The sequence below is a fragment of the Mesorhizobium sp. CNPSo 4670 genome (assembly GCF_057784235.1).
The window spans coordinates 292,090-318,095 of the sequence record NZ_JBWJFQ010000001.1; the positions used below are offsets into that span (position 1 = coordinate 292,090).

21 protein-coding genes and 1 riboswitch are annotated in these 26,006 nt (G+C 63.9%); of the genes, 9 read left to right on the forward strand and 12 right to left on the reverse strand.

Annotation, left to right across the window (positions count from 1 at the left end; translation table 11 throughout):
• Nucleotides 1–174: 174 nt before the first annotated feature.
• The 7 genes from AC0ZT5_RS01275 to murA form a co-directional block, all read right to left on the reverse strand.
• A complete protein-coding gene (locus tag AC0ZT5_RS01275; RefSeq protein WP_488494943.1) occupies nt 175–1,923 on the reverse strand; it encodes an ABC transporter ATP-binding protein in 1,749 nt (582 codons plus the stop codon).
• On the reverse strand, nt 1,920–2,759 hold the full coding sequence (locus AC0ZT5_RS01280) for an ABC transporter permease (RefSeq protein WP_488494944.1): 840 nt from the start codon (nt 2,757–2,759) through the stop codon (nt 1,920–1,922). Before AC0ZT5_RS01280 ends, AC0ZT5_RS01275 begins: the two co-directional genes overlap by 4 nt.
• Nucleotides 2,759–3,718, reverse strand: a complete 960-nt coding sequence (locus tag AC0ZT5_RS01285) for an ABC transporter permease (protein WP_488494945.1) — start codon at nt 3,716–3,718, stop codon at nt 2,759–2,761. The genes AC0ZT5_RS01280 and AC0ZT5_RS01285 overlap by 1 nt, the downstream gene beginning before the upstream one ends.
• 31 nt (nt 3,719–3,749) lie before the next feature.
• On the reverse strand, nt 3,750–5,270 hold the full coding sequence (locus tag AC0ZT5_RS01290) for an ABC transporter substrate-binding protein (protein ID WP_488494946.1): 1,521 nt from the start codon (nt 5,268–5,270) through the stop codon (nt 3,750–3,752).
• Between the two features lie 170 nt (nt 5,271–5,440).
• Complete coding sequence (gene murQ, locus AC0ZT5_RS01295; RefSeq protein WP_488494947.1) at nt 5,441–6,364, reverse strand: N-acetylmuramic acid 6-phosphate etherase; 924 nt, start codon at nt 6,362–6,364, stop codon at nt 5,441–5,443.
• A gap of 164 nt (nt 6,365–6,528) precedes the next feature.
• Nucleotides 6,529–7,425, reverse strand: coding sequence for a glucosamine kinase nucleotide-binding domain-containing protein (locus AC0ZT5_RS01300; RefSeq protein ID WP_488494948.1), 897 nt, complete (start codon nt 7,423–7,425; stop codon nt 6,529–6,531).
• On the reverse strand, nt 7,422–8,678 hold the full coding sequence (gene murA, locus AC0ZT5_RS01305; RefSeq protein ID WP_488494949.1) for a UDP-N-acetylglucosamine 1-carboxyvinyltransferase: 1,257 nt from the start codon (nt 8,676–8,678) through the stop codon (nt 7,422–7,424). Before murA ends, AC0ZT5_RS01300 begins: the two co-directional genes overlap by 4 nt.
• 131 nt (nt 8,679–8,809) lie before the next feature.
• Here murA and AC0ZT5_RS01310 point away from each other — a divergent pair, with 131 nt between their 5' ends.
• Entirely contained in the window at nt 8,810–9,670 is an 861-nt protein-coding gene (locus AC0ZT5_RS01310; RefSeq protein WP_488494950.1) for a MurR/RpiR family transcriptional regulator, read from the forward strand.
• 5 nt (nt 9,671–9,675) lie between these two features.
• On the opposite strand, the gene AC0ZT5_RS01315 is transcribed toward AC0ZT5_RS01310, so the two are convergent.
• Nucleotides 9,676–11,031, reverse strand: coding sequence for a glutamine synthetase family protein (locus AC0ZT5_RS01315; protein ID WP_488494951.1), 1,356 nt, complete (start codon nt 11,029–11,031; stop codon nt 9,676–9,678).
• Between the two features lie 342 nt (nt 11,032–11,373).
• Between AC0ZT5_RS01315 and AC0ZT5_RS01320 the strand changes: the two genes are divergently transcribed.
• On the forward strand, nt 11,374–12,186 hold the full coding sequence (locus AC0ZT5_RS01320) for a class I SAM-dependent methyltransferase (protein ID WP_488494952.1): 813 nt from the start codon (nt 11,374–11,376) through the stop codon (nt 12,184–12,186).
• A 131-nt stretch (nt 12,187–12,317) separates the two neighbouring features.
• Here AC0ZT5_RS01320 and AC0ZT5_RS01325 read toward each other — a convergent pair whose 3' ends face one another.
• Nucleotides 12,318–13,016: a GntR family transcriptional regulator gene (locus AC0ZT5_RS01325; protein WP_488494953.1), complete on the reverse strand. Its 699-nt coding sequence runs from the start codon at nt 13,014–13,016 to the stop codon at nt 12,318–12,320.
• A 373-nt stretch (nt 13,017–13,389) separates the two neighbouring features.
• Here AC0ZT5_RS01325 and ftsZ point away from each other — a divergent pair, with 373 nt between their 5' ends.
• From ftsZ to AC0ZT5_RS01355, 6 genes are all read left to right on the forward strand, one after another.
• Nucleotides 13,390–14,427, forward strand: coding sequence for a cell division protein FtsZ (ftsZ, locus tag AC0ZT5_RS01330; RefSeq protein WP_488494954.1), 1,038 nt, complete (start codon nt 13,390–13,392; stop codon nt 14,425–14,427).
• A gap of 204 nt (nt 14,428–14,631) precedes the next feature.
• Nucleotides 14,632–16,014 carry an SWIM zinc finger family protein gene (locus tag AC0ZT5_RS01335; protein WP_488494955.1) on the forward strand — a complete coding sequence of 461 codons (1,383 nt, stop codon included), beginning with the start codon at nt 14,632–14,634 and terminating at the stop codon, nt 16,012–16,014.
• 305 nt (nt 16,015–16,319) lie between these two features.
• Entirely contained in the window at nt 16,320–17,438 is a 1,119-nt protein-coding gene (locus tag AC0ZT5_RS01340; protein ID WP_488494956.1) for a DUF5691 domain-containing protein, read from the forward strand.
• A 31-nt stretch (nt 17,439–17,469) separates the two neighbouring features.
• Nucleotides 17,470–18,549 (forward strand): ATP-binding protein, encoded by a 1,080-nt coding sequence (locus tag AC0ZT5_RS01345; protein ID WP_488494957.1) that lies wholly within the window; start codon nt 17,470–17,472, stop codon nt 18,547–18,549.
• A 4-nt stretch (nt 18,550–18,553) separates the two neighbouring features.
• Nucleotides 18,554–20,800, forward strand: a complete 2,247-nt coding sequence (locus AC0ZT5_RS01350; protein ID WP_488494958.1) for a DUF5682 family protein — start codon at nt 18,554–18,556, stop codon at nt 20,798–20,800.
• Between the two features lie 10 nt (nt 20,801–20,810).
• On the forward strand, nt 20,811–22,016 hold the full coding sequence (locus AC0ZT5_RS01355) for a VWA domain-containing protein (RefSeq protein ID WP_488494959.1): 1,206 nt from the start codon (nt 20,811–20,813) through the stop codon (nt 22,014–22,016).
• Between the two features lie 67 nt (nt 22,017–22,083).
• Here the strand turns inward: AC0ZT5_RS01355 and fba are convergent, their stop codons facing one another.
• The 3 genes from fba to AC0ZT5_RS01370 form a co-directional block, all read right to left on the reverse strand.
• Nucleotides 22,084–23,148 carry a class II fructose-bisphosphate aldolase gene (fba, locus tag AC0ZT5_RS01360; protein WP_184871534.1) on the reverse strand — a complete coding sequence of 355 codons (1,065 nt, stop codon included), beginning with the start codon at nt 23,146–23,148 and terminating at the stop codon, nt 22,084–22,086.
• 164 nt (nt 23,149–23,312) lie between these two features.
• Nucleotides 23,313–23,786, reverse strand: coding sequence for a 6,7-dimethyl-8-ribityllumazine synthase (locus tag AC0ZT5_RS01365; RefSeq protein ID WP_111546962.1), 474 nt, complete (start codon nt 23,784–23,786; stop codon nt 23,313–23,315).
• A gap of 76 nt (nt 23,787–23,862) precedes the next feature.
• Nucleotides 23,863–24,010, reverse strand: a riboswitch (FMN riboswitch).
• A 201-nt stretch (nt 24,011–24,211) separates the two neighbouring features.
• The gene (locus AC0ZT5_RS01370; protein ID WP_488494960.1) at nt 24,212–25,387 is read right to left on the reverse strand and encodes an MFS transporter; all 1,176 of its coding nucleotides are present in this window, start codon (nt 25,385–25,387) and stop codon (nt 24,212–24,214) included.
• Nucleotides 25,388–25,435: 48 nt separating this feature from the next.
• On the opposite strand from AC0ZT5_RS01370, the gene AC0ZT5_RS01375 reads away from it, so the two are divergent.
• Nucleotides 25,436–25,975: an Lrp/AsnC family transcriptional regulator gene (locus AC0ZT5_RS01375; protein WP_095088168.1), complete on the forward strand. Its 540-nt coding sequence runs from the start codon at nt 25,436–25,438 to the stop codon at nt 25,973–25,975.
• The last annotated feature ends 31 nt before the right edge of the window (nt 25,976–26,006 follow it).

Sequence of the window (26,006 nt, forward strand, 5' to 3'; positions counted from 1 at the left end):
GCATCTCCCCCACAACGGGGGAGATTGGCGGTTCGTGCGTGCCGCCGGCTTTCCAACGCAGGAGGTTGGCGAAAGCGATGGTGACATCCGATCTCCCCCCTTGCGGGGGAGATGTCCGGCAGGACAGAGGGGGGTGCTGTCCCGCCGACCTCACATATCCCAAGACACCACTCATCACACCTCCGCCCTCGCTCGATGGTCCGGCCCAAACTGCTCCCATCTCGCCGGCGCCGGCTCGTACCCCTGCGGGCGCACCAGCGAGGGGACCTGGCGGGTGTCGAGTTCGAAATGTTCGTGGCGCCGGTCGATGGTCGGAACGGCGGCGATGAGCTTCTTCGTATAGGAATGCTGCGGCTTCGACAGCACCGAGGTCGCGTCGCCGATTTCGACGATCTGGCCGGCATAGATGACGGCGATCCGGTGGGCGATCCGCTCGACGACGGCCATGTCGTGCGAGATGAACAGATAGGCCAGCCCGAACTCGCGCTGCAGGTCGACCAGCAACTCCAGCACCTTGGCCTGCACCGAAACATCGAGCGCCGACACCGCTTCATCGAGAACGACCACAGAAGGGTTGAGCATCAACGCGCGGGCGATGCACAGCCTTTGCCGCTGGCCGCCGGAGAATTCGTGGGGGTAGCGTTCAAGGCTGTCCTTCGGCAGGCCGACGCGCTCTAGCAGGCTTCCCATCCTGGCCCGCGTTTCAGTCGTCACCCGGCCGCCGGTGGCGATCACCGGCTCGGCCAGGATGCTCTCGATGCTGAGCCTTGGATTGAGCGAGGCATAGGGGTTCTGGAACACCATTTGCACGGGCAGGGCGCTCTGCTCGGCCGATGCCTTTCGGACGCCGACCGAGAAGCTGCCGTGTGTCGACCGCACTAGCCCCAGGACGGCGCGCGCGGTGGTCGATTTGCCCGAACCGCTCTCGCCGACAATGGCCAGCGTCTCGCCGGGCATCAGGTCGAAATCGACGCCGTCGACGGCATGCACAGCGCCTGTGGCGCGGCTGAAGAAGCTGCTCTTGAGGGGAAATCGTACAACCAGGTTATCCACCTTCAAGGCCGGCTCGGCGCTTGCACCCTTGTGGCGCTGCCCGTCGGCACGCGTCGCGCTGCCATTGGCGAAATGCGGCACGTCCTGCAGCAGGTGCTGCGTATAGGGATGCCGTGCATTGTCGAGGATCTGGTTCAGCTCGCCTTGCTCCACGGCCTGCCCGTTCTGCATCACCATCACCCTGTCGGCGATGCCGGCGACCAGGCCGATGTCGTGGGTGATGAAGATCATCGACATGCCGGTTTCCCGCTTCAACTCGGCGAGCAACGCCATGATCTGCGCCTGCACCGTGACGTCGAGTGCCGTCGTCGGCTCGTCGGCGATGAGCAGGCGCGGATTGCAGGCCAGCGCTATGGCGATCATCACCCGCTGCAGCATTCCCCCGGACAGCTGGTTGGGCGTGTATTTCAGCCGCCGCGCGGCGTCGGGAATGCGCACGCGGTCGAGCGCATCCTTGGCCGCCGCCGTGGCTTGCCTGCCGGTCAGCCCACGGTGCAGCCGAAACGATTCCTCGATCTGCCTGCCGATGGTCAGCACCGGATTGAGCGAGGTCATCGGCTCCTGGAAGATCATGCCGATCTCGGCGCCGCGAATGCCTGTCAGTTGCGGTTCGGTGGCGGTCATCAGGTCGAAGAGGCTGCCATCGGCGCGCTTCAGCTTCATCGCGCCCCCGGTGATGCGGCCGCCGCCGAAATCGATCAGACGGTTGATCGACAAGGCGGTGACCGATTTGCCCGAGCCGCTTTCGCCGACAATGGCCAGTGTCTCGCCGTCGGCCAGATCGAAACTGACGCCGCGCACCACCTCATTGGCTTGCGGTTTGCGGCCGAAGCCGACGCGAAGATCCGATACGGACAGCAACGGGATCATGCCGGCGCCCTCCGCATCTTCGGATCGAGGATGTCGCGCAAGGCATCACCAAGCAGGTTGAAGCCGAGGATGCTGATCATGATCGCCAGGCCGGGGAAGATCATCAGCCACGGCGCCGTCTCCATCAGATTGCGGCTGTCGCTCAACATCAGGCCGAGCGAGGCGGCGGGCGGCTGCGTGCCGAGCCCCAGGAAACTCAAGCCGGCTTCCGTCAGCAGCGCCCAGGCCAGCGCCAGCGTCACCTGGACGGTCAACGGCGCCACCAAATTGAGCAGCAAATGGCGGGAAACGATGTAGCTCGAACTGCTGCCGAAGGTGCGCGCGGCGTCAACGAATTCGCGCGCCTTGAGTGACAAAGCAGGGCCGCGCACCACGCGGGTGAAGATCGGCGTGTAGACGATGCCGATGGCAACGACGCTGGTCCATGTGCCCGGCCCGGCAACCGTGACGATGAGGAGCGCCAGAAGGATTGCCGGGAAGGCCAGCAGCACATCCATGATCCGCATCAGCACGCCGTCCCAGCGGTGCCCGAGCCAGGCTGCGGCCAGCCCCAGAACGGTGCCGGCAAGCGTCGCGAAGGCGACCGAGAAGAAGGCGACCGTGAACGACTGCCCGACGCCCGCCATCAGCCGGCTGGCGACGTCGCGGCCGAACAGGTCGGTGCCCATCCAGTAGGCGCCGTTGGGTGCATGCAGCCGGTCGACCCGGTACTGCGTGATGGGATTGTGCGGCGTCAGCCCCAGCATGCCGAGGATGGCGACCAAGAGATAGACGCCGACGATGAAGCCGCCGATGCGGCCGCTGCCATGGCCGAAGATTGCGCGCAGAATGCGCATCACGGCTCTCCCAGCCGGATGCGCGGATCGAGCGCGACATAGGCGAGGTCGACCAGGAGATTGACGATCATGAAGTTGAAGGCGATGAACAGCACGGCGCCTTGCACCAGCGCGTAGTCGCGCTGCTGGATCGCGTCCAGCACCATGCGCCCGAGACCGGGCAGCGCGTAGATCTGCTCGACGATGACGGCGCCACCCAGCAGATAGCCGAACTCGATGCCGCTCAGCGTGACGACGGGGATCAGCGCATTGGGCAGTGCGTGCCGCCAGATGACGCTGCGCGCAGAGGCGCCTTTGCTGCGGGCCGTCCGGACATAGTCGTCACTCAACACGTCGAGCATGGCCGAGCGCGATATGCGGGTGACCGAGGCTGCGAAGGCGAAACCGAGCGTGATGGCAGGCAGGATCAGCTGGCTGAGATTGCGCAGGGGATCCTGCCAGAGCGGCGCGAATTCGCCCATCGCCGGCAGCACGCCGAAGCCGGCCGACAGCGTATAGATGATCAGCAGGCCGAGCACGAAGCTCGGTGTGGACTGGCCGATCATGGCAACGATGCGCACCCCGAGATCGGACAGTTTCTCATTGTGCGTGGCGGCAAAGATCCCGGCAGGCATGCCAACCGCAAGCGCGATGACCATTGAGAGCACAGCGAGTTCGAGCGTCAGCGGGAAGCGCTCGAGGATGACGTCGAGCACCGGCCTGCCATAGGTGACCGAGATGCCGAGATTGCCGTGCAGGATGCCGCCTATCCACCGCCAGTACTGGACGAACCAGGGCTGGTCGATGCCGAAATAGGCGGCGAGCGAGTCACGCTGCGCCGGCGTCAGCAGGCCGGCCTCGGTGCCCAGCATCGCCGTGATCGAATCGCCCGGCACCATCCGGATCGCAACGAAGACCAGGATGGACACGCCAAGCAGGACGAGAGGAAACGTCGCCAGTCGTCGCATCAGATAATTCACGCGAAGAAGTCCTCTCGTCCAATTCCGGCGGCTACTGCTGGATGGTCACCTTGCTCAGGCTGAACAGCGTGCCCGTCGGCGTCGGTACGAACCCGGCGATGTTCTTCTGCTGCGCCGTATAGCTGTACGAGGTGTAGAGCCAGATCCACGGCGACACCTCGGCGAGGTGCTTCTCGAACTCGGCGAAGATCGCCTTGCGCGCCGCCGGGTCGGTCTCGGCGCGGCCCTTCTGCATCTGGCTGTCGAGCGTGTCGTCGATGTAGTTGGCCACCTTCTGCAAATTGCCTGCCTTGGTCCAGTAGCGGTTGTACATGGTGTAGGGGTCGGCACGGCCGCCATTGAGCGCGATCGCCATGTCGAAATCGCCTTTCAGCCAGGCGTCGACATAGACGTTGAGCTCCATCATCTTGATGTCGAGCTTGACGCCGATCTCTGCCAGCTGCGACTGGATGACCTGGGCTTCCGCGGCCGCCGTCGGCGGCTCGCCGGTGGCGCCGATCACGGTCGCCGAAAAGCCGTCGGCATAACCGGCCTCGGACATCAGCTTCTTGGCCTTTTCGACGTCGCGCTTGTAGCAGAACAGCTGGCTCGGATCGGTCGCCAGAGCCGGGATCGTCAGCGGTCCGGTGACCTTGCCTTCGCCGAGCGAAGCGGTGTCGAGCACCTCCTGCCGGTCGATGGCGCAGGAGATGGCCTGGCGCACCTTGAGCTCGGTCATCGGCTTGCGTGACGGGTTGAGCTGCAGTACGTGATAGGCGAGCACCGGCACGCGGTTCAGCTGCAGGCTGGCTTCCTTCGGTACCAGCGTGGCGACAAGCGGGTCGTTGAGCAGCGCGAAATCGATCTGCTTGGTGCGCATGGCGGCCAGGATCGCGGCTTCGTCGGGAAGCACGCTGATCTCGATGCCGTCGACGCCGGTCGGGCCGCCGGCCCAATCCTTGTTGGCGCTCAGAACTTCCTTGGCGTTGGGGTCCCATTTGTCGAGCTTGAAGGGGCCGGAGCCGACCGCCTTGGTGCCGATCGAGCCAGCCTTGATTTCGCTTCCCGGAACGATGGCCGCATTGACGTCGCTCATCGCTGTCAGGATAGGCACGTCCGGTTGTGACAAATGGAACACGACGGTCGTCGGATCGGGCGTGTCGATGCTGGCGATCGACAGGAAGTTGGCGCGTGCGGCCGCGCCCGTCTTCTCGTCGAGGATGCGCTCGAACGATGCCTTGACGTCGGCCGAGGTCACCGCTGCGCCGTCCTGGAATTTCGCCTTGGGATCGAGCTTGAAGGTCAGCTCCATGCCGTCCTTGGAGAATTCCCACGAGGTGGCGATGGCGGGGATGATCTGCAGGCTGGCGTCGACCCGCACCAGCGGCTCATAAATCAGCTCCAGCAGCCGTAGCGACGAAAACGCCGTCTGCTTGTGCGGATCAAGCCCGGTGGCGTCCTGCGACCAGGCCATATGCAGCGTCGCTGCATTCGCCTGCGTTGAAACCACAGCCACGCCGAGCATCGCGGCCAGCGTGATGCTCGACAGCAGCTTTCTTGTGAGGTGAACCATTCTCGTCTCCCATTATGATTGAACTTGATGCCTTGCAGTTTCTGCGGACCGCTTCCAAGACACACATGCTTTGGAGTTATCGGCCCAGTCTATGCGGCTTCACGCCGTCTTGTCTCATGCGGCTTTGCCGTCTTGTCTCATGCGGCTTTGCCGTCGTGTCTCCTGTAGCTTCATGCTGTCGTGTCGCTGATTGCCTTTCGCAGGAAGCCCCCGGCCTTGCCGAGAGCCACGCGCGCCTCCTCGACGCCCAAGCCGGTGATCGTCACCAGGATCGCCAGCTTCACATCATTGCCGGTCTGGGTGAGCGCTTGCTTGGCTTGCTGCGCCGCGCAACCGGTCGTCTGCATGACGATCCTGGTCGCCCGTGCGACCAGCTTCTTGTTGGACGGGTTAAGGTCGACCATCAGGTTCTGGTAGCTCTTGCCGATGCGGATCATGCTGGCGGTGGTCAGCATGTTGAGCACCAGCTTCTGCGCGGTTCCCGATTTCAGCCGGGTCGAGCCTGTCAGCACTTCCGGCCCGACAACCGGCGAGATGGCAATATCGGCGATGCCGGCAATGGTCGAAGCCGGATTGCAGGACAAGGCGACGGTCGTCGCGCCAACTTGCTTCGCATAGTTCAATCCGCCGATGACATAGGGCGTGCGCCCGCTGACCGCGATGCCGACTACTACGTCGTCTGATGTGAGCCCGATCTCCTGCAGCGCCTTGGCGCCCATTTTCGGATCGTCCTCGGCGCCTTCCGTCGACCGCACCAGGGCGTCGGGACCGCCGGCGATCAGGCCGACGACCATGCCTTCGGGCACGCCGAAGGTCGGCGGGCATTCCGAAGCGTCGAGAACGCCGAGCCGGCCGCTGGTGCCGGCGCCCATATAGATGAGCCGCGCGCCCTTCTGGAAGGCAAGCACGATACGGTCCACCGCGGCCGCGATTTCCGGCACGACCCTTTCGACCGCCGCCGGGACAGCCTCGTCTTCGTCATTGATCTTGCGCAGGACGTCGATGGTCGGCAGCAGGTCGATGTCCATCGTCCTTGGGTTGCGGCCCTCGGAAACCAGCCGGTCCAGCTCGGACATCAACCCTTGTTCGGTCATCCCAGTGCTTTCAAATCATGCTGCACGGCCGGCGTTGAGCAGAGCTCCCGACCGGCGCCAGCGCACACGGACCCTGAGTCCGTTTGCAGCTACCCTGTTTTCGTTTGTTAACTTTTTAGAATTGAATATTCGCACCGTCAACAGGAATATGGAATAGATTATTCCTATCTGGAGAAGACGCTATCGCCCCCACAGGACCGCTTGGCGAGGATGATCGCGCCCGAGACAGCATCGCCATCAGCGGGCTTCAGGCGGCGCCGGACATCGGGGGAGAGCCAGGGCTCGAGCGGGCTGGAAAGACCGCCCAGCAAGGTCACGCGCGGCGCGCCTTGTTCGAAGAGTACCCGCACCAGCGTGTCGATCTGCTCGGCCGCACCTTGTACGATGCGCCGCCCTGCCGGATCGCCCTGGTCGGCATGGCGCATCACCATCGGCGCCAGGGCTGCGTAGTCCGTGGCGCTGGCGCGATCCATCCAGGCGACCGCTGCCATCGGGTCGCCCTCGAAGCGCTGCATCACCTCAGCCAACAGCGCCGTCCGCTCGTGCCGGCCATCATGGGCGCGCAACGCCAGCTGTACGGCCTTCAGTCCAAGATCGGCGCCGCTGCCTTCGTCGGAGATCGGAAAGCCGTAGCCGCCGACACGCAGGTCGCGCCCGTCGACAAAACCGAGGCCGATCGAGCCGGTGCCGGCAATGACGATGGCGCCGTCCTTGCCGGAATGCGCGCCGAGGCAGGCGCCGACGCCATCGCTGACGAAATCGACGCTGGCAAACGGATGCGCGATCGCCCGCAACGCCTCCAGCGCACCCTTGCGGCCGATGCCGGCAAGGCCGATGCCGGCGCGGATCCTGGCTGTGTCGGCCGGTCCGAAGCCTGCCTCTTCGATCGCCGCGCCAAAGGCTTTCGCGATGGAGGCCCAGGCCGCGTCGATGCCGAGCCGCGTGGTCGCCGGTCCCGACAGGCCCTGTCCCAGCACGTTTCCCTGGGCGTCCTCGATGCGGCCGCGGCACCCGGTCCCGCCGCCATCGACGCCGAGAAAATAATCCGCACCGCTGCTCATGCGCTCAGCCGCTCGATGTCGGCACCGCACAGGCGCAGCTTGCGGTCCAGTTGCTCATAGCCGCGGTCGAGGTGATAGACGCGGTTGATGGTCGTCTCGCCCTCGCAGACCAGCGCCGCCAGCACCAGCGAAACCGAAGCGCGCAGGTCGGTGGCCATCACCGGCGCGCCATGCAGCTTCGCGCCACCGCGCACCAGCGCCGTGGTGCCCTGCAGCTTGATGTTGGCGCCGAGCCGCATCAGTTCGGGAACATGCATGAAGCGGTTCTCGAAGATGGTTTCACGCAGGAGCGATGCACCCTCGGCGCAACACATCAGCGCCATGAACTGCGCCTGCAGGTCGGTCGGAAAACCCGGATAGGGTTCCGTCGTGACGTCGACAGCCTTCAACGGCCGGTCGCGTGACACGATGAGGCCACGGTCGCCTGGCCAGACGCTGACGCCCGTTGCTTCCAGCAATTGCACCACCGAGGCCATATGCTCGAGCCGGGCATGCGTCAGTTCCAGCTGGCCACCGGTGATGGCCGCGGCAATGGCATAGGTACCGGCCTCGATCCGGTCCGGGATGATGTCGTGCCTTGCGGCATGCCAGTTCGTGTCGCCGGCGATCAGGATGCGGTGCGTGCCGGCGCCCTCGATGCGCGCGCCCATGGCGTTGAGGCAAGCGGCGAGGTCCGCCACTTCGGGTTCGCGCGCCGCGTTGAGGATCTCGGTTTCGCCTCTTGCCGTGGCCGCCGCCATCATGGCGGTTTCCGTCGCTCCTACCGATGGCGAACTCAAGACGATGCGCGTGCCGGTCAGCCCGTTCGGCACTGATGCGACGATCGAACCATTCTCGATGGCGATCCTGGCGCCGAGGGCCGCGAGCGCGGCGACATGCATGTCGACCGGCCGCGCTCCGATCGCGCAGCCGCCTGGCAGCGAAACCCGCGCATGGCCGAACCGAGCCAGCAGCGGCGCCAGCACGAGCACCGTCGCCCGCATCTTTCGCACCGTGTCGTAGGACGTCTCCTTGGAACCGGCGGCGCTGGTGTCGATCGTCGCGGCATGGGCCGACCTCGTCACTTCGGCGCCGTGCAGCCGCACCACGCCCAGCATGTTTTCGACATCGGTCACATCAGGCAGGTTGGTCAGTTCGAGCGGGTAGGGGCTGAGCAGGGCGGCCGCGATCTGCGGCAGGGCGGCGTTCTTGGCGCCGGATATGGTGACCGCGCCTTCCAGTCTCTGTCCGCCGACGATCCGCAATCTATCCATGCGCCGAAACCTTGTGTGATGAGGTTCGAGAATTAATTGTGCGTTCTTGGCTGTCAATCAGAATTGGAATATTTTATTCCTATCGTGGCACACTGTGAGGCTTGCCGGCCTGAAACGCGTAAGGGGATCCCGTGTCCGTTCTGAACAGGATCAATGCGAAGCTCGACGGCATGGCGCCTGGCGATCGTGAGATCGGCCGGTACATCGTCGACAATCCTGACCAGATGCTGCGCCTGTCGACGGCCGCACTTGCGGCCGAGATCGGACGCAGCCAGTCGAGCGTCGTCAAGTTCAGCCAGAAGCTCGGCTATGCCAGCTATCAGGAGCTCAAGCTCGCGGTCAGCGAGGCCAAGGCGCAGGAATGGCACGTACCGGCCGGCGTCATCCACGGTTCGATCGAGGTCGGCGACAGCTACCAGGTCATCCTGAAGAAGCTGGTCGGCAGCAAGCTTCTGTCGATACAGCGGACCGTCGCCGCCAACACCGAGCGGATCATCTCCAGGACGCTGGAATTGCTGGACGGCGCGCGCCGCATCCATCTGGTCGGCGTCGGCGCCTCTTCGCTGGTGGCGCGCGATTTCTCTTACAAGCTGATGAAGCTCGGCCGCAATGTCCTGCACGACAGCGACAGCCACGTCCAGATGGCCAATGTCTCGACGCTCGGGCCAGGCGATGTGCTGTTCGCGCTTTCCTATTCCGGCGCCAGCATCGAAACCCTCCGCATCGCCGAGCTGGCCCGCAAGCGCGGCACGATGGTGATCGCCGTCACCGGCGTCCACGACAATCCGCTGAGCCGGGTCTCCGACATCTGCCTTTACACCATCGCCGACGAGGAGCGTGCGCGCTCATCCTCCATCACCGCGCGCGACGCGCAACTGGCGCTGACCGACCTTTTGTTCATCCTGCTGGTGCAGCGGCAGCCGGACGCCAACGAGTATGTCCACAACAGCGAAGTGGCGGTCTCGGTGCTGAAGGCCGAACTGTCCTCGTAGATGCCTCAAACGCTTTCCAGATAGGTCTCGATCTCGAAGTCGCTGACATTGAGGGCGAACGTGTTCAACTCCTGGCGTTTGCAGGCGACAAATGAGTCGCGCAGGATTGCCGGAAAGATCTCGGCCACATGTATCCCGCTCTCAAAACTGGCGATCGCCGATGCCCAGTCCGGCGGCAGCTTGGCCGGCACAAGCCCTTGCCCATCGCTCCCGGTCGGATCGCCAGGCGACATCTGTCGTTCAATGCCGATCAGTGCCGCGCCCAATATGGCGGCAAGCACGAGGTAGGGATTGGCATCCGCTCCCGAAACGCGATGCTCGATGCGACGCGCGCCGGTCGGGCCGCCGGGAATGCGGATCGCGACCATGCGGTTCTCGTAGCCCCAGGCCACGGCGGTCGGTGCATAGGATCTCGGACGAAGCCTGCGGTATGAATTGAAGTGCGGGGCGAACACCAGCGTGCTCTCGGCCATCGCCGCGAGCAGGCCGCCGACCGCATGGCGCATGATCTCCGAGCCCTGGTCCGTGCCGTCGTCGAAGACGTTGCGCCCCTCGGCGTCGGTCAGGCTGAAGTGGACGTGAAAGCCGTTCCCGGCCCGGTCGCCATAGGGCTTGGCCATGAAACAGGCGGCAAAGCCGTGCTTGCGGGCAATGCCCTTCACCGTGCGCTTGAACAACACCGCATCGTCAGCCGCCCGCAGGGCGTCGGCGACGTGATTCAGATTGATCTCGAACTGGCCGACGCCGTTTTCGGCAATGGCTGTGTCGACTGGAATGCCTTGCGTTCGGCAGGCCTCGTAGACGTCGTGGATGAAAGATTCGAAGTCGTCGATCTCGTCGATCGACAGCGCCGCATCGGAATCGAGCCGGCGCCCGGTGACCGGCGAGACGGGTCCGACCGGCCGCTGCGACTGCGGATCGACCAGGTAGAATTCGAGTTCCGTCGCCGCGACCGGGGTCAACCCCAAGGCCTTGTAGCGATCGAGAATGCGGGCCAGCGCCCGCCGTGGATCGCCAAGATACGGCGCGCCGGTTTCGTCGGCGAGCCAGAGCGGGACAAGCGCCGTCGGATGCGCCGTCCAGGCCACCGGGAGGATGCCGCGGCCCGTCCATTGGCAAAGCCCGTCGGCATCGCCTGTCGAGAAAACCAGCGTGTTGCCTTCGATGTCTTCGCCCCAGATGTCGAGCCCGATCAGCGAATAGGGCATCCGTAGCTTGCCTTCGAGCGCCTTGCGCGCCTGCTCGACCGGGATGCGCTTGCCGCGCATGACGCCGTTGAGGTCGCACACAGCCGCCCTCAGGCTCTGGATGTCGCTTCGGCTTTCAAGCCAGTTCAAAACGTCCGCAATTGCATCGCTCAATTTGTAACCTCTGGTTTTTGAAGGTGCCGCAGCCTGATCGGCTACACTGTCCCTGGTAAAAGTAGCTTGTGAGTTTTTGAAAACGAAACCTGGCCATTGCCAGGCGGTTTCCTTATTTTTTCAAGTCACTAGCCGGGATGTCGGGAGGCATTTCAAAACCAATTGCGCGATCTGCGATCGCAACATAGAGGCAAGAGGACGGAAAGCCAAGGGGGCATTTGAACTGCCGCGGTTCACCGCCGACATAGCCGCATATGCTGTTGGAGCCTCTCGGTCAAAAGCGACCAGGCCGACAATTATGTGCTAGTCTCGCGCGCTTTTGAATGATGGCGGGTGGTGGTGATGTCAGAAACGGACAAGGTGTTCGCGGGCTCGATTCCGGAAAACTACGACCGCTATATGGTGCCGTTGATTTTCGAGCCGTTCGCCGCGGATCTTGCACGACGAGCAGCGTCCCTGTCGCCAAGTGCCGTCTTGGAGATCGCCGCGGGCACCGGGGTCGTCACCCGCGCATTGGCGCCCAAACTGTCCACGAGCGCAAGCTATGTCGTCACCGACCTCAACCAGCCGATGCTCGACTACGCCGCTTCGCAACAAGGTCCCGACAGTCGCATCGAATGGCGCCAGGCGGACGCTTTGGCGCTACCGTTCGAAGATGCGGCCTTCGACCTCGTTTGTTGTCAGTTCGGCGCGATGTTCTTTCCCGATCGCCCCTCTGGCTACCGCGAAGCAAAGCGGGTCCTGAAGCCCGGAGGTCATTTTCTGTTCAACGTATGGGATCGCCTCGAGGAGAATGTATTTGCCAATGATGTGACGAATGCTCTCGCAAGGATGTTTCCGAACGATCCGCCGCGCTTTATGGCACGCACGCCACACGGCTACCACGATACGGCCCTGATCCGTAGAGAACTGGAGGACGCGGGCTTCTCCCGTGTGGTGATCGAGACGAGAGCCGAACAAAGTCGTGCATCCTCGCCGCGCCTTGCGGCCGTTGCTTATTGCCAGGGAACTCCTCTTCGCAACGAAATCGAGGCCAGGGGCGCGGGAGAACTGGAAGCTGCAACCGACTGCGCCGCCTCCGCGATTGCGGACAGACATGGCCGCGGCGAGATTGCCGCCAAAATTCAGGCCCACGTGATCATGGCCGTGGTCTAGCGCCCTAGAGCGATTCCAGGAAAAGTGTGAAACGGTTTTCCCGGGAAAAGCGCGTAGCGCTTTCCCTAAGGGAATTGCGTCAAAACGAAGAGATAGAGCGGTTCGGCGTTTCCGTGAAACGGTGAACCGCTCTAGGCTCTCGGTTCCGGAAACCGCGCCTGCTGGAGAATATGCGTGGCGCCCTCGTCGATGTCGCGAACGATGGCCGAGCGCGCGCGCTCCCCGTCCTGGGCCTCGATCGCCGCGACGACCTCCTCGTGATAGTCGATGTCGAGGATAGAGGCGAGATCGTCCTCGAACCCCATGGCCAGGTTCCTCAAAAAAGGGCCGACCTGCATCCAGACGGTTTCGATCAGGAAGATCATCTGCTCGTTGCCGCAATGGCGATAGATCGAGAATTTGAAGTCGTAGTTCTTCCGCAGATAGTCGTCGATATCGCCCCTGCGGGCCGCCAAAGTCAGGTCGGTGGAGTGGCGTCGGATCGTCCGCAGGTTGTTGCCGTTGATGAGCTTTGTTGCAAATTCGGTCGCAGAGCCTTCGAGGATCGTCCTCACGGCGGTCAGCTGTGAGAACCGCTCAGCCGAAATCACCGGTACTTCCACGCTGCCGTTCGGCATCGGGCTCAGCGCCCGCAGCGCCTGTAGCCGCATGAAGGCACTGCGCACCGGCATGTCGCTGGTGCCGAGTTCCTTGGCGAGCTTGCGCGAGGTCAGCTTCTGGCCGGGCAAGAACTGGCCTGACATCAAGGCTCTGACAAGCTCCAGATAGACCTTCTCATGCAAGGGGACGGTGTCGACGGCGGTCAACCCGAATTGTGTTTTGTCGGCCATTGGCGGGGGGCGCTACTTCATTCGTTCTGAAATTGACCCTGACGACATCAGCCGCAGATAGTCTCGGTTGGCCGAACGCGGCGAGAACGCCGAAGTCAGCGACTTCTCGTCCGGCATGATAGACGCACCGCTCGCAGCGCCGCAAGCCGTGTCGGCACAGCCGGGACCCTGGCTGCCGGCGTCGGTGCCACGGTGTGCAAAACCGTCATCACAAAACTTGACCTTGCCTGTACTTGCACCTCTGGCCGCTCTCTGGCTTTTTGAGGTACCCATCCGAACGGACTGATTCGCGTCATGCCGCTCGATTGCAATCTCCCCAGGCAGTCTGCGGATGGGTCGTGAAGCGCGCGCAATTGGCGAAGGAGAAACAGGCATGGCCGAGTTCAAGAAGCCCGAAATCTCCGAGATGAGACCCAAGATCACCGTTATCGGCGTCGGCGGTGGCGGCGGCAACGCCGTCAACAACATGATCGCGGAGCAGCTTCAGGGGACCGAATTCATCGCCGCCAACACCGACGCGCAGGCGCTGACCATGTCGAAGGCAACGCGGCTGATCCAGCTTGGCGCGCATGTCACCGAAGGGTTGGGCGCCGGATCGCTTCCCGAGATCGGCCGCGCCGCGGCCGAGGAATCGCTCGACGAGATCATGGATCATCTGGCCGGCACGCATATGTGTTTCGTCACCGCCGGGATGGGCGGTGGCACGGGAACCGGCGCTGCTCCGATCATTGCCCAGGCGGCGCGCAAGGCCGGCATCCTGACGGTGGGCGTCGTCACCAAGCCTTTCGCTTTCGAGGGCAGGCGCCGCATGCAGATGGCCGAAGAGGGCATCGAGCGGCTGCGCGAAAGCGCCGACACGGTGATCGTCATCCCGAACCAGAACCTGTTCCGGATCGCCGATGCCAAGACCACCTTCGCCGATGCATTCGTCATTGCCGACCGCGTGCTTTATTCCGGCGTCAGCTGCATCACCGACCTGATCGTCAAGGAAGGGCTGATCAATCTCGACTTCGCCGATGTCAAATCGGTGATGCGCGACATGGGCCGCGCCATGATGGGAACCGGCGAGGCCTCCGGCGACGGTCGGGCGATGAAGGCAGCGGAAGCCGCGATCGCCAACCCGTTGCTGGACGAGGTGTCGATGAAGGGCGCCAAGGGTGTCCTGGTCTCGATCTCTGGCGGCAGAGACATGACCCTGTTCGAGGTCGACGAGGCCGCCACCCGCATCCGCGAAGAGGTCTATGAGGACGCCGACATCATCGTCGGCGCCATCTTCGACAAGAGCATGGAAGGCCGCTTCAGGGTTTCTGTGGTGGCGACCGGGCTCGATCGTGCCTTTGGGGCAGAGGATGCCGATGCCGGCATCGCCCGCAGCCATGTCGGCCAGCCGCCGGCGCGGACGCTTCAATAGCCATCTTAGGCGCACATCGGGCAAAGGGTCAGGTTGCCTGACAACCCTGTGGCCTGCGTACCGGCTTTGCTCAGCGCACTCTAACTTGCGGCCTGCTGTATCGGTCTCTATCCCTCTGCTGCTACAAGAATCCTTCACAGACGGCCATCTATACTGGCAACCGGCATTCGTTCGAGCGACGAGAGGCGCGGCTTGGAATTTGACTTGAAAACCATCGAGGCGCTTGCGCCCGACCAGGCGTCGTTGAGCGCCGCTTCCAAGTTGACCAAGCAATCGAACTGGTCCCGGCTCGAAAAGAACGAAGAGCTGGCTCTCATCTGGGGTGAATGCCAGGGTTCCGGCTCCAATCCCTACCGTGTGGTCGTCGACACCGGCGACCATGGTTACAAATGCACGTGCCCGTCGCGGAAATTTCCCTGCAAGCACACTTTGGCGCTGATGTGGATCGCCGCCACCGCGCCGGCCAGCTTTGCCGCGGCCGGCTCGACGCCGGAATGGGTGAACGATTGGCTGAGCCGTCGCAGGAAGACCACGTCGCAACCTGTGGAACCGACACAAGGTGCGGGAGGCAAGAGCATCGGCGAAGCCGCGCGCGACGAAAGCTCTGTCGTCGAGGACGCGGCCGCGGTTGAGCGACGCGAGGCAGCGCAGCGCAAGCGGGCAGAAGACACGCGATCCGCCGTGTCGGCAGGACTTGATGAACTGGATCAATGGATCGCCGACCAGTTGCGGCTTGGCCTTGCCGGCTTTGTCGACAACAGCAGCGATCGTTGCCGCCGGATTGCCGCACGGCTGGTTGACATGAAGGCGACGGCACTTGCCGGCCGCATCGACGAGTTACCGTCAAGGTTGATGGCGTTGCGCAGCGAGGAACGGCCGGACGCGGCGATCCGCGAACTCGGCAAGCTTGTGCTGCTGGCCAAAGCCTGGCGTTCGGCACCCGATGACCCGGAACTGAGGCGGCTCGTCTCGACCTCCGAGAGCCGCGAACAGGTGCTGGCCAATTCCGATGCGACCCAGGTCGAAAGCGCTTGGGAAGTGCTCGGCGAGAAGATCGAATCTCGCCGTGACGGTCTTGTCAGCCATTCGACCTGGCTGCTCGACCTGAACAGCGCCACCTCGCAATTTGCCCTGCTGCTCGACTATTTTCCGGCGTCGGCCGGTCGCCGGTCGAACGCCTTCACGCCAGGCGACCGTTTCGATGCCCGGCTGATCTTCTATCCGGCACGCCAGCCGTTGCGGGCATTGGTGGCGGATCGCAGGGGTGACGTCTCGTCCGGCGACTGGCCCGATTTCAGCTTTGTCGCGTCGGATCCGCTCGCGGCCCATATTGCCCGCCAGGACGCCGCGCCCTGGGTTGCCGATTGCCCCGTCATGCTGCCGCGCGGAGCGATCCTGCTGGACGATCGCGGTGCCGCCTGGTGGCAGGCCGCCGGCGATCCGCACGGCATCGCCTTGCCAATCGCCGACACCGTCAATCCAACGCTGCTTGGGTTGAACCTCAAGGCAACGGCCGCACTTTGGAACGGCAGCCGGCTTGAACTCCTGGCGGCGCAAAGCGGGTTTGGGAGGCTTGATCTGTCATGAATGAGATCGAGCAGACCGGCCTGGCGACCATGCGCGACTGCTGGATCACCGGCGGCACCACCTTCGACCTGGCTCCGGCTGCATGGCAGCAGATCGCCGGCAGTGCAAGTCCCGACGAGCGCGAGCGCCGGTTGCTGGCAATCGCCGCGCAGGCCCTCGACATTGCCTTGCGGCCAGCCGCGCCGAAGATGCTGAAACAACGCCCGCCACTGCCTGAACTTGCCTTGCCCATGCTGCCGGAGCGGCTGCGGCCGCTTTTGCGAGCCGCGCTGAAGCATGCAGCCGACGCAAGGACCAAGACACGCGTGGCCACGCTCGTCGCCAGCCGAGGCTTCGTGCTGCATCCAATGGATTGGATGCCCGCCGCATCGTATCAGGAAAGTCCGGACGTTTATGCCCCCTGGGTCGATTGGCAAGCAGGTGTGGATGGCGAGAAACAATCCCGCCGGGAACAACTGACCGTGGAAACCTGGGATGATTTCTATCCCGCTGCGCGCCGTACCGCGCTGGCCGATATGCGCCGCACTGCTCCGGCGGTGGCCAGGCAACTGATCGAGGCCAAGGGATCAAGTGAGCCGGCGGAGATCAGATCCGCACTCGTCGAACTCATGCGCTTCGGCTTGGGCGCCGATGATGTGCCATTCCTGAAGAGCCTCTCTGCCGACCGCTCCGGCAGGGTGCGCGAACTGGCTGGCCGGCTGCTGGCAAGGTTGGGAGAGCATGGCAACCCAGGCGATGGCGGGACGGAAGATCCGACAGCCGAGCTCGCCGCCTTCATCGCGGAAGGCAAATCCGGCTTCATCCGCCGCCGCACCACCTATACGCCGATAAGACTCAAGGCGCCCGCGCAGGAAGCACGCCGCGGCGACTTGTTTGCCACCTGTTACCTCCGCGATCTTGCTGCCCACTTCGGCAAGATAGAGTCCGATTTCCTTGGGGCATGGCAGTTCGGCGTCGACGACAATGCCGATCTCTTTCTCGTTCGAATGGTCTCGGTGTCCGGCGGTGAAGCAGCGGTGGCGCATTTGGCCGATACGCTTGTCGCCGAAGGCGGCAAGCCGGCACTTCTCGTCCTCCATCTCATGGCGCGCCTGGACAGCGGCAGGAAGCGCACTTTGATCAGACAAATCCTGAAAGACACGTACGATCTTCACGCGCTCAACCAGGTCGAAGGCATCGAAGCAGGCTGGCTGGAATGGGCCGACCTGACAAACGGCCAGACGCTCCCGGCATTGCATTCCGCCATTGCGGGAAACGACGAGCCGGTGAAGCGAAGCGCCGACCAAATACTGGAAACGTTGGGCTTTCTCGCGACAGCGGCGACGGCGGAAAAATTGATCGGCGACGTCGTTGCGGCCGGCATGGCTCCGGCGGCGCCTTCACTCGGTCTTCTGCGTCTCAACGCATCGTTGGCCGGACCTTGAACCGTCACATGATTAATCCGGAGAACAGCAAATGAACGCAGTCATCCGTCTTCCGGTCGAGCAGGCCTACGCCGCCGAGTTGCAGGCGCTCGCACGCAACGACGACCGGCAAAGGCCCGCCGGATGGAGCCTGTCGCCCAAGGCGGTTCTCACCTATCTGCTCGGCGGAAAAGCCGACGACGGGACGCTGATAACGCCCAAATATGTCGGCCGCCGCCGGCTGATGGAGACCGCCGTGGCGACGCTCGCCACCGACCGCGCGCTGTTGCTGCTCGGCGTTCCGGGCACTGCCAAATCCTGGGTGTCGGAGCATCTCGCCGCCGCCATAATGGGCGACTCGACATTGATCGTGCAATGCACGGCCGGCACCGACGAGAACCAGATCCGCTATGGCTGGAACTACGCGCAGCTTCTGGCCAAGGGCCCGAGCCAGGAGGCGCTGGTGCCGACGCCGCTTTACCGAGCCATGCAGGACGGCAAGCTGTGCCGCCTCGAGGAACTGACGCGCATGGGCTCTGACGTGCAGGACACGCTGATCACCGTGTTGTCCGAAAAGATGATGCCGATCCCGGAACTGAACACGTCGATCTACGCGCAGCGCGGTTTCAATATCATCGCCACGGCCAACAACCGCGACAAGGGCGTCAACGAGCTGTCATCGGCACTGAAGCGCCGCTTCAATGTCGTCGTGTTGCCGTTGCCCGAGGACATGGCGGAAGAAGTGGCGATTGTCTCGAAACGGGTCGGCGAGATGGCTGGCGGTCTCGACCTGCCGGTGCCGAAGAATGTCGGCGAGGAGATCGCTCGCGTGCTGACCATCTTCCGCGAATTGCGCTCCGGTGCGACCGCCGATGGCAAAGTGACGTTGAAGACGCCGTCCGGTTCGCTGTCCACGGCGGAGGCCATCGCCACCATGGTTGGCGGCCTTAGCCAGGCGGCCTGGTTCGACAGCGGCAAGCTCGGCGCCGAAGGCCTCGCCGCCAGCCTTGTCGGCGCGATCATAAAGGATCCCGTCCAGGACAAACTGGTGCTGGAAGAATATCTGGAAACTGTACTCAAGAAGCGGCCGGACTATGCCGGCTATTATGCGGCCTTGAACGCGGCGATCTGACGCCATGGCACTGAGCGACGTTTCCTATTTTGGCATACGCCATCACGGGCCCGGCTCCGCAGACAGCCTGGTGCAGGCGTTGAAGGACTTGAAACCGGTCGCCGTGCTGATCGAAGGGCCGGCCGATGCCTCCGCACTGCTGCCGCTGCTTGCCCGCCCCGAAATGCAGCCGCCGGTGGCGCTGCTCTGCTATCCGGAAGACGATCCGGCTTCGACCAGCTTCTGGCCCTTCGCCGAGTTCTCGCCGGAATACCAGGCGGCCCTGTGGGCTGTCGCCAACAATGCGGCCTTGCGGTTCATCGACCTGCCGTCATCGGCTCGGGTTGTGGTTGATGATGGTGAGGATGCCGATGCCGGCGAAGCGGAATCCGGTGCCGACAACGAGACGGCTCAGCATGTGCGTGACCCGATCGGGACACTGGCGCAAGCCGCCGGCTATGAAGATGGCGAGAGCTGGTGGTCCGATATCATCGAGCAGAATCCGCAGCCGGGTCCCATCTTCGCCGCGATATCCGATGCCATGACGACGCTGCGCGACGGCGAGGGCCCGCTTGCCGAATTCGAGGCCAGGCGTGAGGCGCATATGCGGCTTGAAATCACTGCCGCGCGGAAGGAATTCGATGGGCCGATCGCTGTCGTTTGCGGCGCCTGGCATGTGCCTGCCTTGCAAGCGACGCGACCGCAGAAAGAGGACCAGGCCCTTCTCAAGGGGCTCGCCCGGCGCAAAAGCACGATGACCTGGGCGCCATGGACGGGGCCGCGCCTGGCGCTGGGCTTCGGCTATGGCGCGGGCGTCGTCGCGCCCGGCTGGTGCAAGCATCTGTGGCGTACGCGCGGCCGCCACGACGCGGCGACCCTGTGGCTCGCAATGATCGCGGCGGTGCTGAGAGGCAAGGGGCATATGGCCTCGACCGCCTCGCTGATCGAAGCCGAACGGCTGGCCCGCACGCTGGCCGTGATCCGCGAGCGGCCAAAGCCGGGGTTCGAGGAATTGCGCGATGCCGCGATCGCCGCCATGTTCAACGGCGAAGCGCTGCTTTGGGCGCTGGTCGAAGCCGAACTGCTGCTGGGCGCGGATGTCGGTGAAATTCCGCCCGACACGCCATTGGCGCCGCTGATCGAGGATCTGCAGCGCAACCAGAAGGCGGCGCGGCTGAAGCCCGAGGCGCTGGAGCGCGAACTCTCGGTCGATCTGCGCAGCGAAAGCGGGCTGTTTCGTTCGACGTTGCTGCACCGGCTGACCGTGCTTGGCGTGCATTGGGGCAAATTGACCGACAGCGGACGCAGCCGCGGCACCTTTCGCGAGCGTTGGGCGCTCTCGTGGGAGCCGGAATTTGCTGTCCGCCTGGTCGAGAACCTGATCTATGGGCCGACCATCGAGAAGGCCGCCAATGGCCGGCTGATCCAGATGATCGGTGCGGCGACCTCTCTCGATGCGCTGGCGGGACTGGTTCAGGGCGCCATCACGGCAAACCTGTCTGAGGCGTCGACCGCCGGTCTCGTGGCATTGGAGGAACGCGCGGCGCACAGCAGCGAATGCCTGGAGATCTTGGCATCGGTGCCGCCGCTCGCCGACATCATCCGCTACGGCGAGGCGCGCAAGACGGAAACGGCCCGCTTGTCCGGTCTGCTGGAACGGCTGATCATCGAAGGCGCGATTGCGCTTGCCTATGCCGCCCGCGACCTCGATGACCAGGCTTCGACGACGCTGGTTGGCGCGATGCGCAAGGCCGACGAAGCGATCAGGCTGGTCGAGCCTGGACAGGACGTGCTGGACGCCTGGCGCAACGGACTGGCTGCGGTGCTCGATGGATCGCGATCGACGGCGCTGGTGGCAGGCTGCGCCGCGCATCTGCTCTACGAAGCCGGCCATCTGTCCGCCGACGCCGCAGCCGGCCTGATCGCACGGCGCCTGTCGCCGGGAACGCCGGTCATGGAGGCCGCAGGGTTCTTCGAAGGCTTCTTCAGCACCGCCAGTCAACGGCTCATCTATGACGAGGCACTGCGCGGAGCGGTCGATGCCTGGCTCCAATCCCTCGACGAAGACGCCTTCATTGCGCATTTGCCGCTGCTGCGCCGGGTCTTTTCGCATCTGGACTCGATGGAGCGGCGGCGGTTGATCGAGGCCGTCCTCGGCCGCGCCGCGCGCCTGCCGGCCGGACTGACACCGACGCCGGATGGCGACGCCGCATGGCGCCGGCACCTGGAACGCCTTGGACCCTTGCTGACGGGCGGTGACGGCAATGGATGACGCGCCCGAAATGAACGAACCCGCCACCGATGACGGACGCGAGCGCCGCTGGCGCCTGGCGATTGGGGCCGATGACGAAGGCGCGTCGGCGCTTTCTGACACCGACAAGCGGCTTTCGGCGGCGCTCGATGCACTCTATGGCGATGGCGCCGGCGATGCGGCTGCCGATCCGCGCAAGCGGCGCGGCGGGCTCGGCCGCTCGGCGCCGCGGGTGGCGCAATGGATGGGCGATATCAGGTCGTTCTTTCCGGCGCAGGTCGTGCAGATCGTCCAGAAGGACGCCTTCGAGCGCCTCAACCTGAAGCAGATGCTGATGGAGCCGGAGTTCCTCAAGGCGATCGAGGCGGACGTCAACCTCGTTGCCGACCTGATTTCGCTGCGCTCGGTGATGCCGGCCAAGACCAAGGACATTGCCCGAACGATCATCGCCGATATCGTCGCCAAGCTGATGCAGCGGCTGGAGCAGAAGACGGCCGAGGCGATACGCGGCGCGGTCGACCGGTCGCAGCGCACCAACCGGCCACGCCAGCGCGACATCGACTGGCCGCGGACCATCTCGGCCAACCTTCGCCACTACCAGCCCGAGCACAAAACCATCGTGCCTGAGAAGCTGGTCGGCTTCATGCGCAAACAGCGTCGTCTGGTCGACCTGGACGAGGTCGTGCTGTGCGTCGACCAATCCGGCTCGATGGCAAGCTCGGTGATCTACGCCTCGATATTCGCCGCGGTGATGGCCTCGTTACCCGTGGTGCGGACCAAGCTTGTCTGCTTCGACACGGCCATCGTCGATCTCACCGAGGAACTCAGCGATCCTGTCGAAGTCCTGTTCGGCGTGCAGCTTGGCGGCGGCACCGACATCAACCAGGCCGTGGCCTATTGCGCGGATCGGATCGAACGGCCGACCAAGTCGCATATGGTGCTGATCACCGACCTTTATGAAGGCGGCAACGGTCAGGAATTGCTGCTGCGGCTGGCAGCACTGGTTCGGTCCGGCGTCAATGTCGTGGTGCTGCTGGCGCTGACCGACCAGGGCAGGCCCAGTTACGATCCCAAGATGGCCGGGTCGGTTGCAGCGCTCGGCATACCGGTCTTTGCCTGCACGCCTGATCTGTTTCCAGACCTGATGGCGGCGGCATTGCGCCGCGAGGATATCGGCGCATGGGCAGCCGGAGCCGACATCAAGCTGGTTCGCGCCGAGACCGAGACGCCGGAGTGAAACACAAGACAATAGAGACCAGAGCTGCCGGGATGTCCTTGGCAGCTCTGGGATAGCTTGATCGAGCTCAGCCGAACTTCGGGTCGAGGCTGCCCGACTTGTAGCGCTTGGCCATTTCGGCGACCGGAAGCGGCTTGATCTTCTGCGCATTGCCGGCGGTGCCGAACTGCTCGAAGCGCTCCTTGCACAGCTTCCTCATCGCCGCCATCGCCGGCGTCAGGTACTTGCGTGGATCGAACTCGCTCGGGTTCTCGGTCAGCACCTTGCGGATGGCGCCGGTCAGCGCCATGCGGTTGTCGGTGTCGATGTTGATCTTGCGCACGCCGTGCTTGATGCCGCGCTGGATCTCCTCGACCGGCACGCCCCAGGTCGGCTTCATCTGACCGCCATATTTGTTGATGATCTCCTGCAGATCCTCGGGCACCGAGGACGAGCCGTGCATGACCAGATGCATGTTGGGCAGCCTGCGGTGTATCTCTTCGATGACGTTCATGGCCAGCACAGCGCCGTCGGGCTTCCGCGAAAATTTGTAGGCGCCATGGCTGGTGCCCATGGCAACAGCTAGCGCATCGACGTGAGTGTCCTTAACGAATTCGACCGCCTGTTCCGGATCGGTCAGAAGCTGGTCGTGGCTGATCTCGCCTTCGACGCCGTGGCCGTCTTCCTGCTCACCGCCGCCCATCTCCAGCGAGCCGAGCACGCCAATCTCGCCTTCCACCGAAACGCCACCCCAATGCGCCATGTCGACGACGCGGCGGGTGATGCCGGAATTGTAGGCGTAGTCGGCCGGGGTCTTGCCGTCCTCCTTCAGCGATCCGTCCATCATCACGGAGGTGAAGCCGTATTGGATCGCGGTGACGCAAGTGGCTTCGTTGTTACCGTGGTCGAGATGCATGCAGACAGGGATGTCGGGGTGGATTTCAACCAGCGCGTCGATCAGCTTGGCCAGCACCACGTCATTGGCGTAGGCGCGAGCACCTCGGCTCGCCTGCAGGATGACCGGAGACTTGGTCTCCTCCGCGGCCTCCATGATGGCGAGGCCCTGTTCCATATTGTTCATGTTGAAAGCGGGCACGCCGTAGCCGTATTCGGCGGCGTGGTCGAGCAATTGTCTCAGTGTTATGCGAGCCACCCAATAGTCTCCCGTATCTGGTTTCAAGCGCAACGTCGCGGGCCGGTCGTTCGCCGGTCGGCCCGCTGATGCTTCTGGCCGGATTTCAGGCCAACCGCAACCTTCAGAGGTCTTGTCGATCGCAATTCTTGTTGCAGGACTGAAATCCGGCCGTTTTGGCGATCTCAGGCCGCGATCAGTTCCCGCGCCGCCAGGATCTGCACGCAGGCATTGGCCGCTTCCTTGCCCTTGACGGTGAAGTGCTCGAAGAAGAAGCGGTGATGCTCGGCGCTGTCATGGTAGTTGTGCGGGGTGAGCACCGCCGACAGCACCGGCACGCCGGTCGACAGCTGCACATTCATCATGCCGTCGATCACAGCGCTGGCGACGAACTCATGCCGGTAGATGCCGCCGTTGACGACGAACGCGGTGCCGAGGATCGCGGCATAGCGGCCGGTCCCGGCCAGGGTCTTGGCGTGCAGCGGGATCTCGTAGGCGCCGGGCACGTCGAAGACATCGACCGCGAAGCGCTCGCCGCCGATGTCAGCCAGTTCCGCTTCGAAGGCCTGCACGCACTGGTCGACGATGTCGGCATGCCAGCGCGCGCGAATGACGGCGATGCGGGTCGTTTCATAGTCTTTGTGGGAATGCTGATTCATGGGTCCATCCTTCCGTTTCGAACCAGAATCAGGACGCACGATACGAAATCCGGCCCGCCGAGACGGTCCGTGTTCCGTTCGTTCTCTTCCATCCGGACTCTAACCGTCGGCTCCGGAATCACACCGGATCTGCTGACCTCTCCGATTTTGCCGGAAAGCGCTCGCGGGCTTGGGTCGAAACCCTTACCGCCGGTGGGAACTTTCACCCCGCCCTGAGAACATTAACGCCGTTTGTATGAAAGGGTAGGGCGCCGCTGTCAATCGTGTGAAAGACGGATGGCCAATACAGTCTGTCAACTGGAGCAATTGCAGGAAAAGCGTGAAGCGGTTTTCCCGGGAAAAGCGCGTAGCGTTTTCCCTTGGGAATTGCGTCAAAAAAGGGAGAGAAAGAGCGGTTCGGCGTTTCCGTGAAACGATGAACCGCTCTATCGAGTGCGCCACGCCGCCGCAGCAGCGGCAACCAGCATGAGCAAGGCGGCAACCGTCGCGCAGGTGGCAAAGCCGAAGCTGGAATAGAGCGGCCCGAAGCCGGTGGTGCCGACAAACACCGCCAGATAGGTCACCGCGCTGTTCAAGCCCATGATCGTGCCGCGCCGCGACGGATCGAGCGCCGACAGGCGCATCACCAGGACGTTCAGTCCGAAATGGTTGGCAAGCCCCCAGACCGCCACCATGGCCAAGGTCAGTCCGAAACTGCCGCTCGTCGCGGCCATTGCGACATAGACGACGGCGACCAAAAGATAGGCAAATGGCATCACGCGACGCGCGCCCAGACGATCGATGACGCCGTCGAGGAGAGCAGCGGTGCCGAAGCCGATGCCATAGGCAAGTGCTGCCCAGCCGTTGGCACTCACCGGTCTCCCCAAACCGCTGTGAAGATGATCGCCGAGGTAGCCATAGACGCCGTAGAAGGCGGTCATGAAGGCGGCGCAGGCGATGAGAAGCGGTACGATACCGGGAATGCCGAGCGCCTCCAGCGGCGTCGGCGCCGGGCCGCCCTTCCTGACGTCGCTCAGCGACGACAGTGTAAGACCGGCCAAGGCAAGCGTTGCCAGCAGCGCGACCGCTGCGAAAACGGCGCGCCAATGCACAAGATCGGCAAGCACGGCCGACAGCGAAACGCCGGCGACCATGCTCAGCGTCCATCCGGTCAGCACGACGCCGATCGTGCCGCTCTCGCGGCCAGGCGGCGCGATGGCCGCGGAACTGGCATAGATGGCCGGCATGGCGATACCGGCAGCAATGCCGGCGAGCAATTGTGCCGCGACCAGCATCATCACCGTCGGTGCCGCCGCGCTGGCGACGAGCGCTATCGCGAGCAACAGCAATGCGCCTTGCAGCATCCGGCGGGCGCCGATCCGGTCGATGTAGCGTGCCAGGAACAGGGCGCTTGCGGAGGTCCCGAGGCCGAACACGGCAGCCGCGATCATGACCACCGGTACGCTGGTCGCAAACGACGCGGCCGCGGCCGGTGCGATCGGGCCCAGCACAAGCGAATTCGAGCCGATCACGGCGATGCATCCGGTCAACAGATAGGCAAGGGCCGGGATCGGCGCCCGAGCGTTCGCGGCCAATGGTGCGACTTGATCAGCGTTCGACATAAGACCATAATGACCGCATTAAATTCTGCGGCAACCGGAGATTTCAACATGGACGAAGAAACAGATGGCATTCCGCAGAACAGGTCTGCCGCCCGTGAGCTCGACGCAATTGACCGAAAAATATTAGGCGTCCTGGTCGATGACGCGACCGTCAGTTATGCCGAGCTCGGCGATCGCGTGGGGCTTTCACCGCCGGCGGCGCACGAGCGCGTCAAGCGGCTGCGGCGCAGCGGCGCCATCCGCAACACCGCGGCAATCATCGATCCCCACGCGGTGCGCAAGCCGCTGCTGGCTTTCGTCCACATCGACACCAAGGGCTGGGGAAAGACGCCGGAACTGATGGCGGTTTCACAGTATCCGGAAGTCGAGGAAATCCACACCGTCGCCGGTGACACCTGCATGCTGCTCAAGGTCCGCACCGAAGACACCAGAGCGCTCGAAGGCCTGCTGTCACGCCTCTACGAAACGCCGGGCGTCACCTCGACACGCAGCTACGTGGTGCTGTCGACCTATCTCGAGCGGCCGGTACAGCCGGGCGTGACCGCGACGTGGCCGACGCCCAAGCACATGAGCAAGCCGCTTTATTAGCGTTGCATTCGAAGTCCGGTCTTAGAGCAGT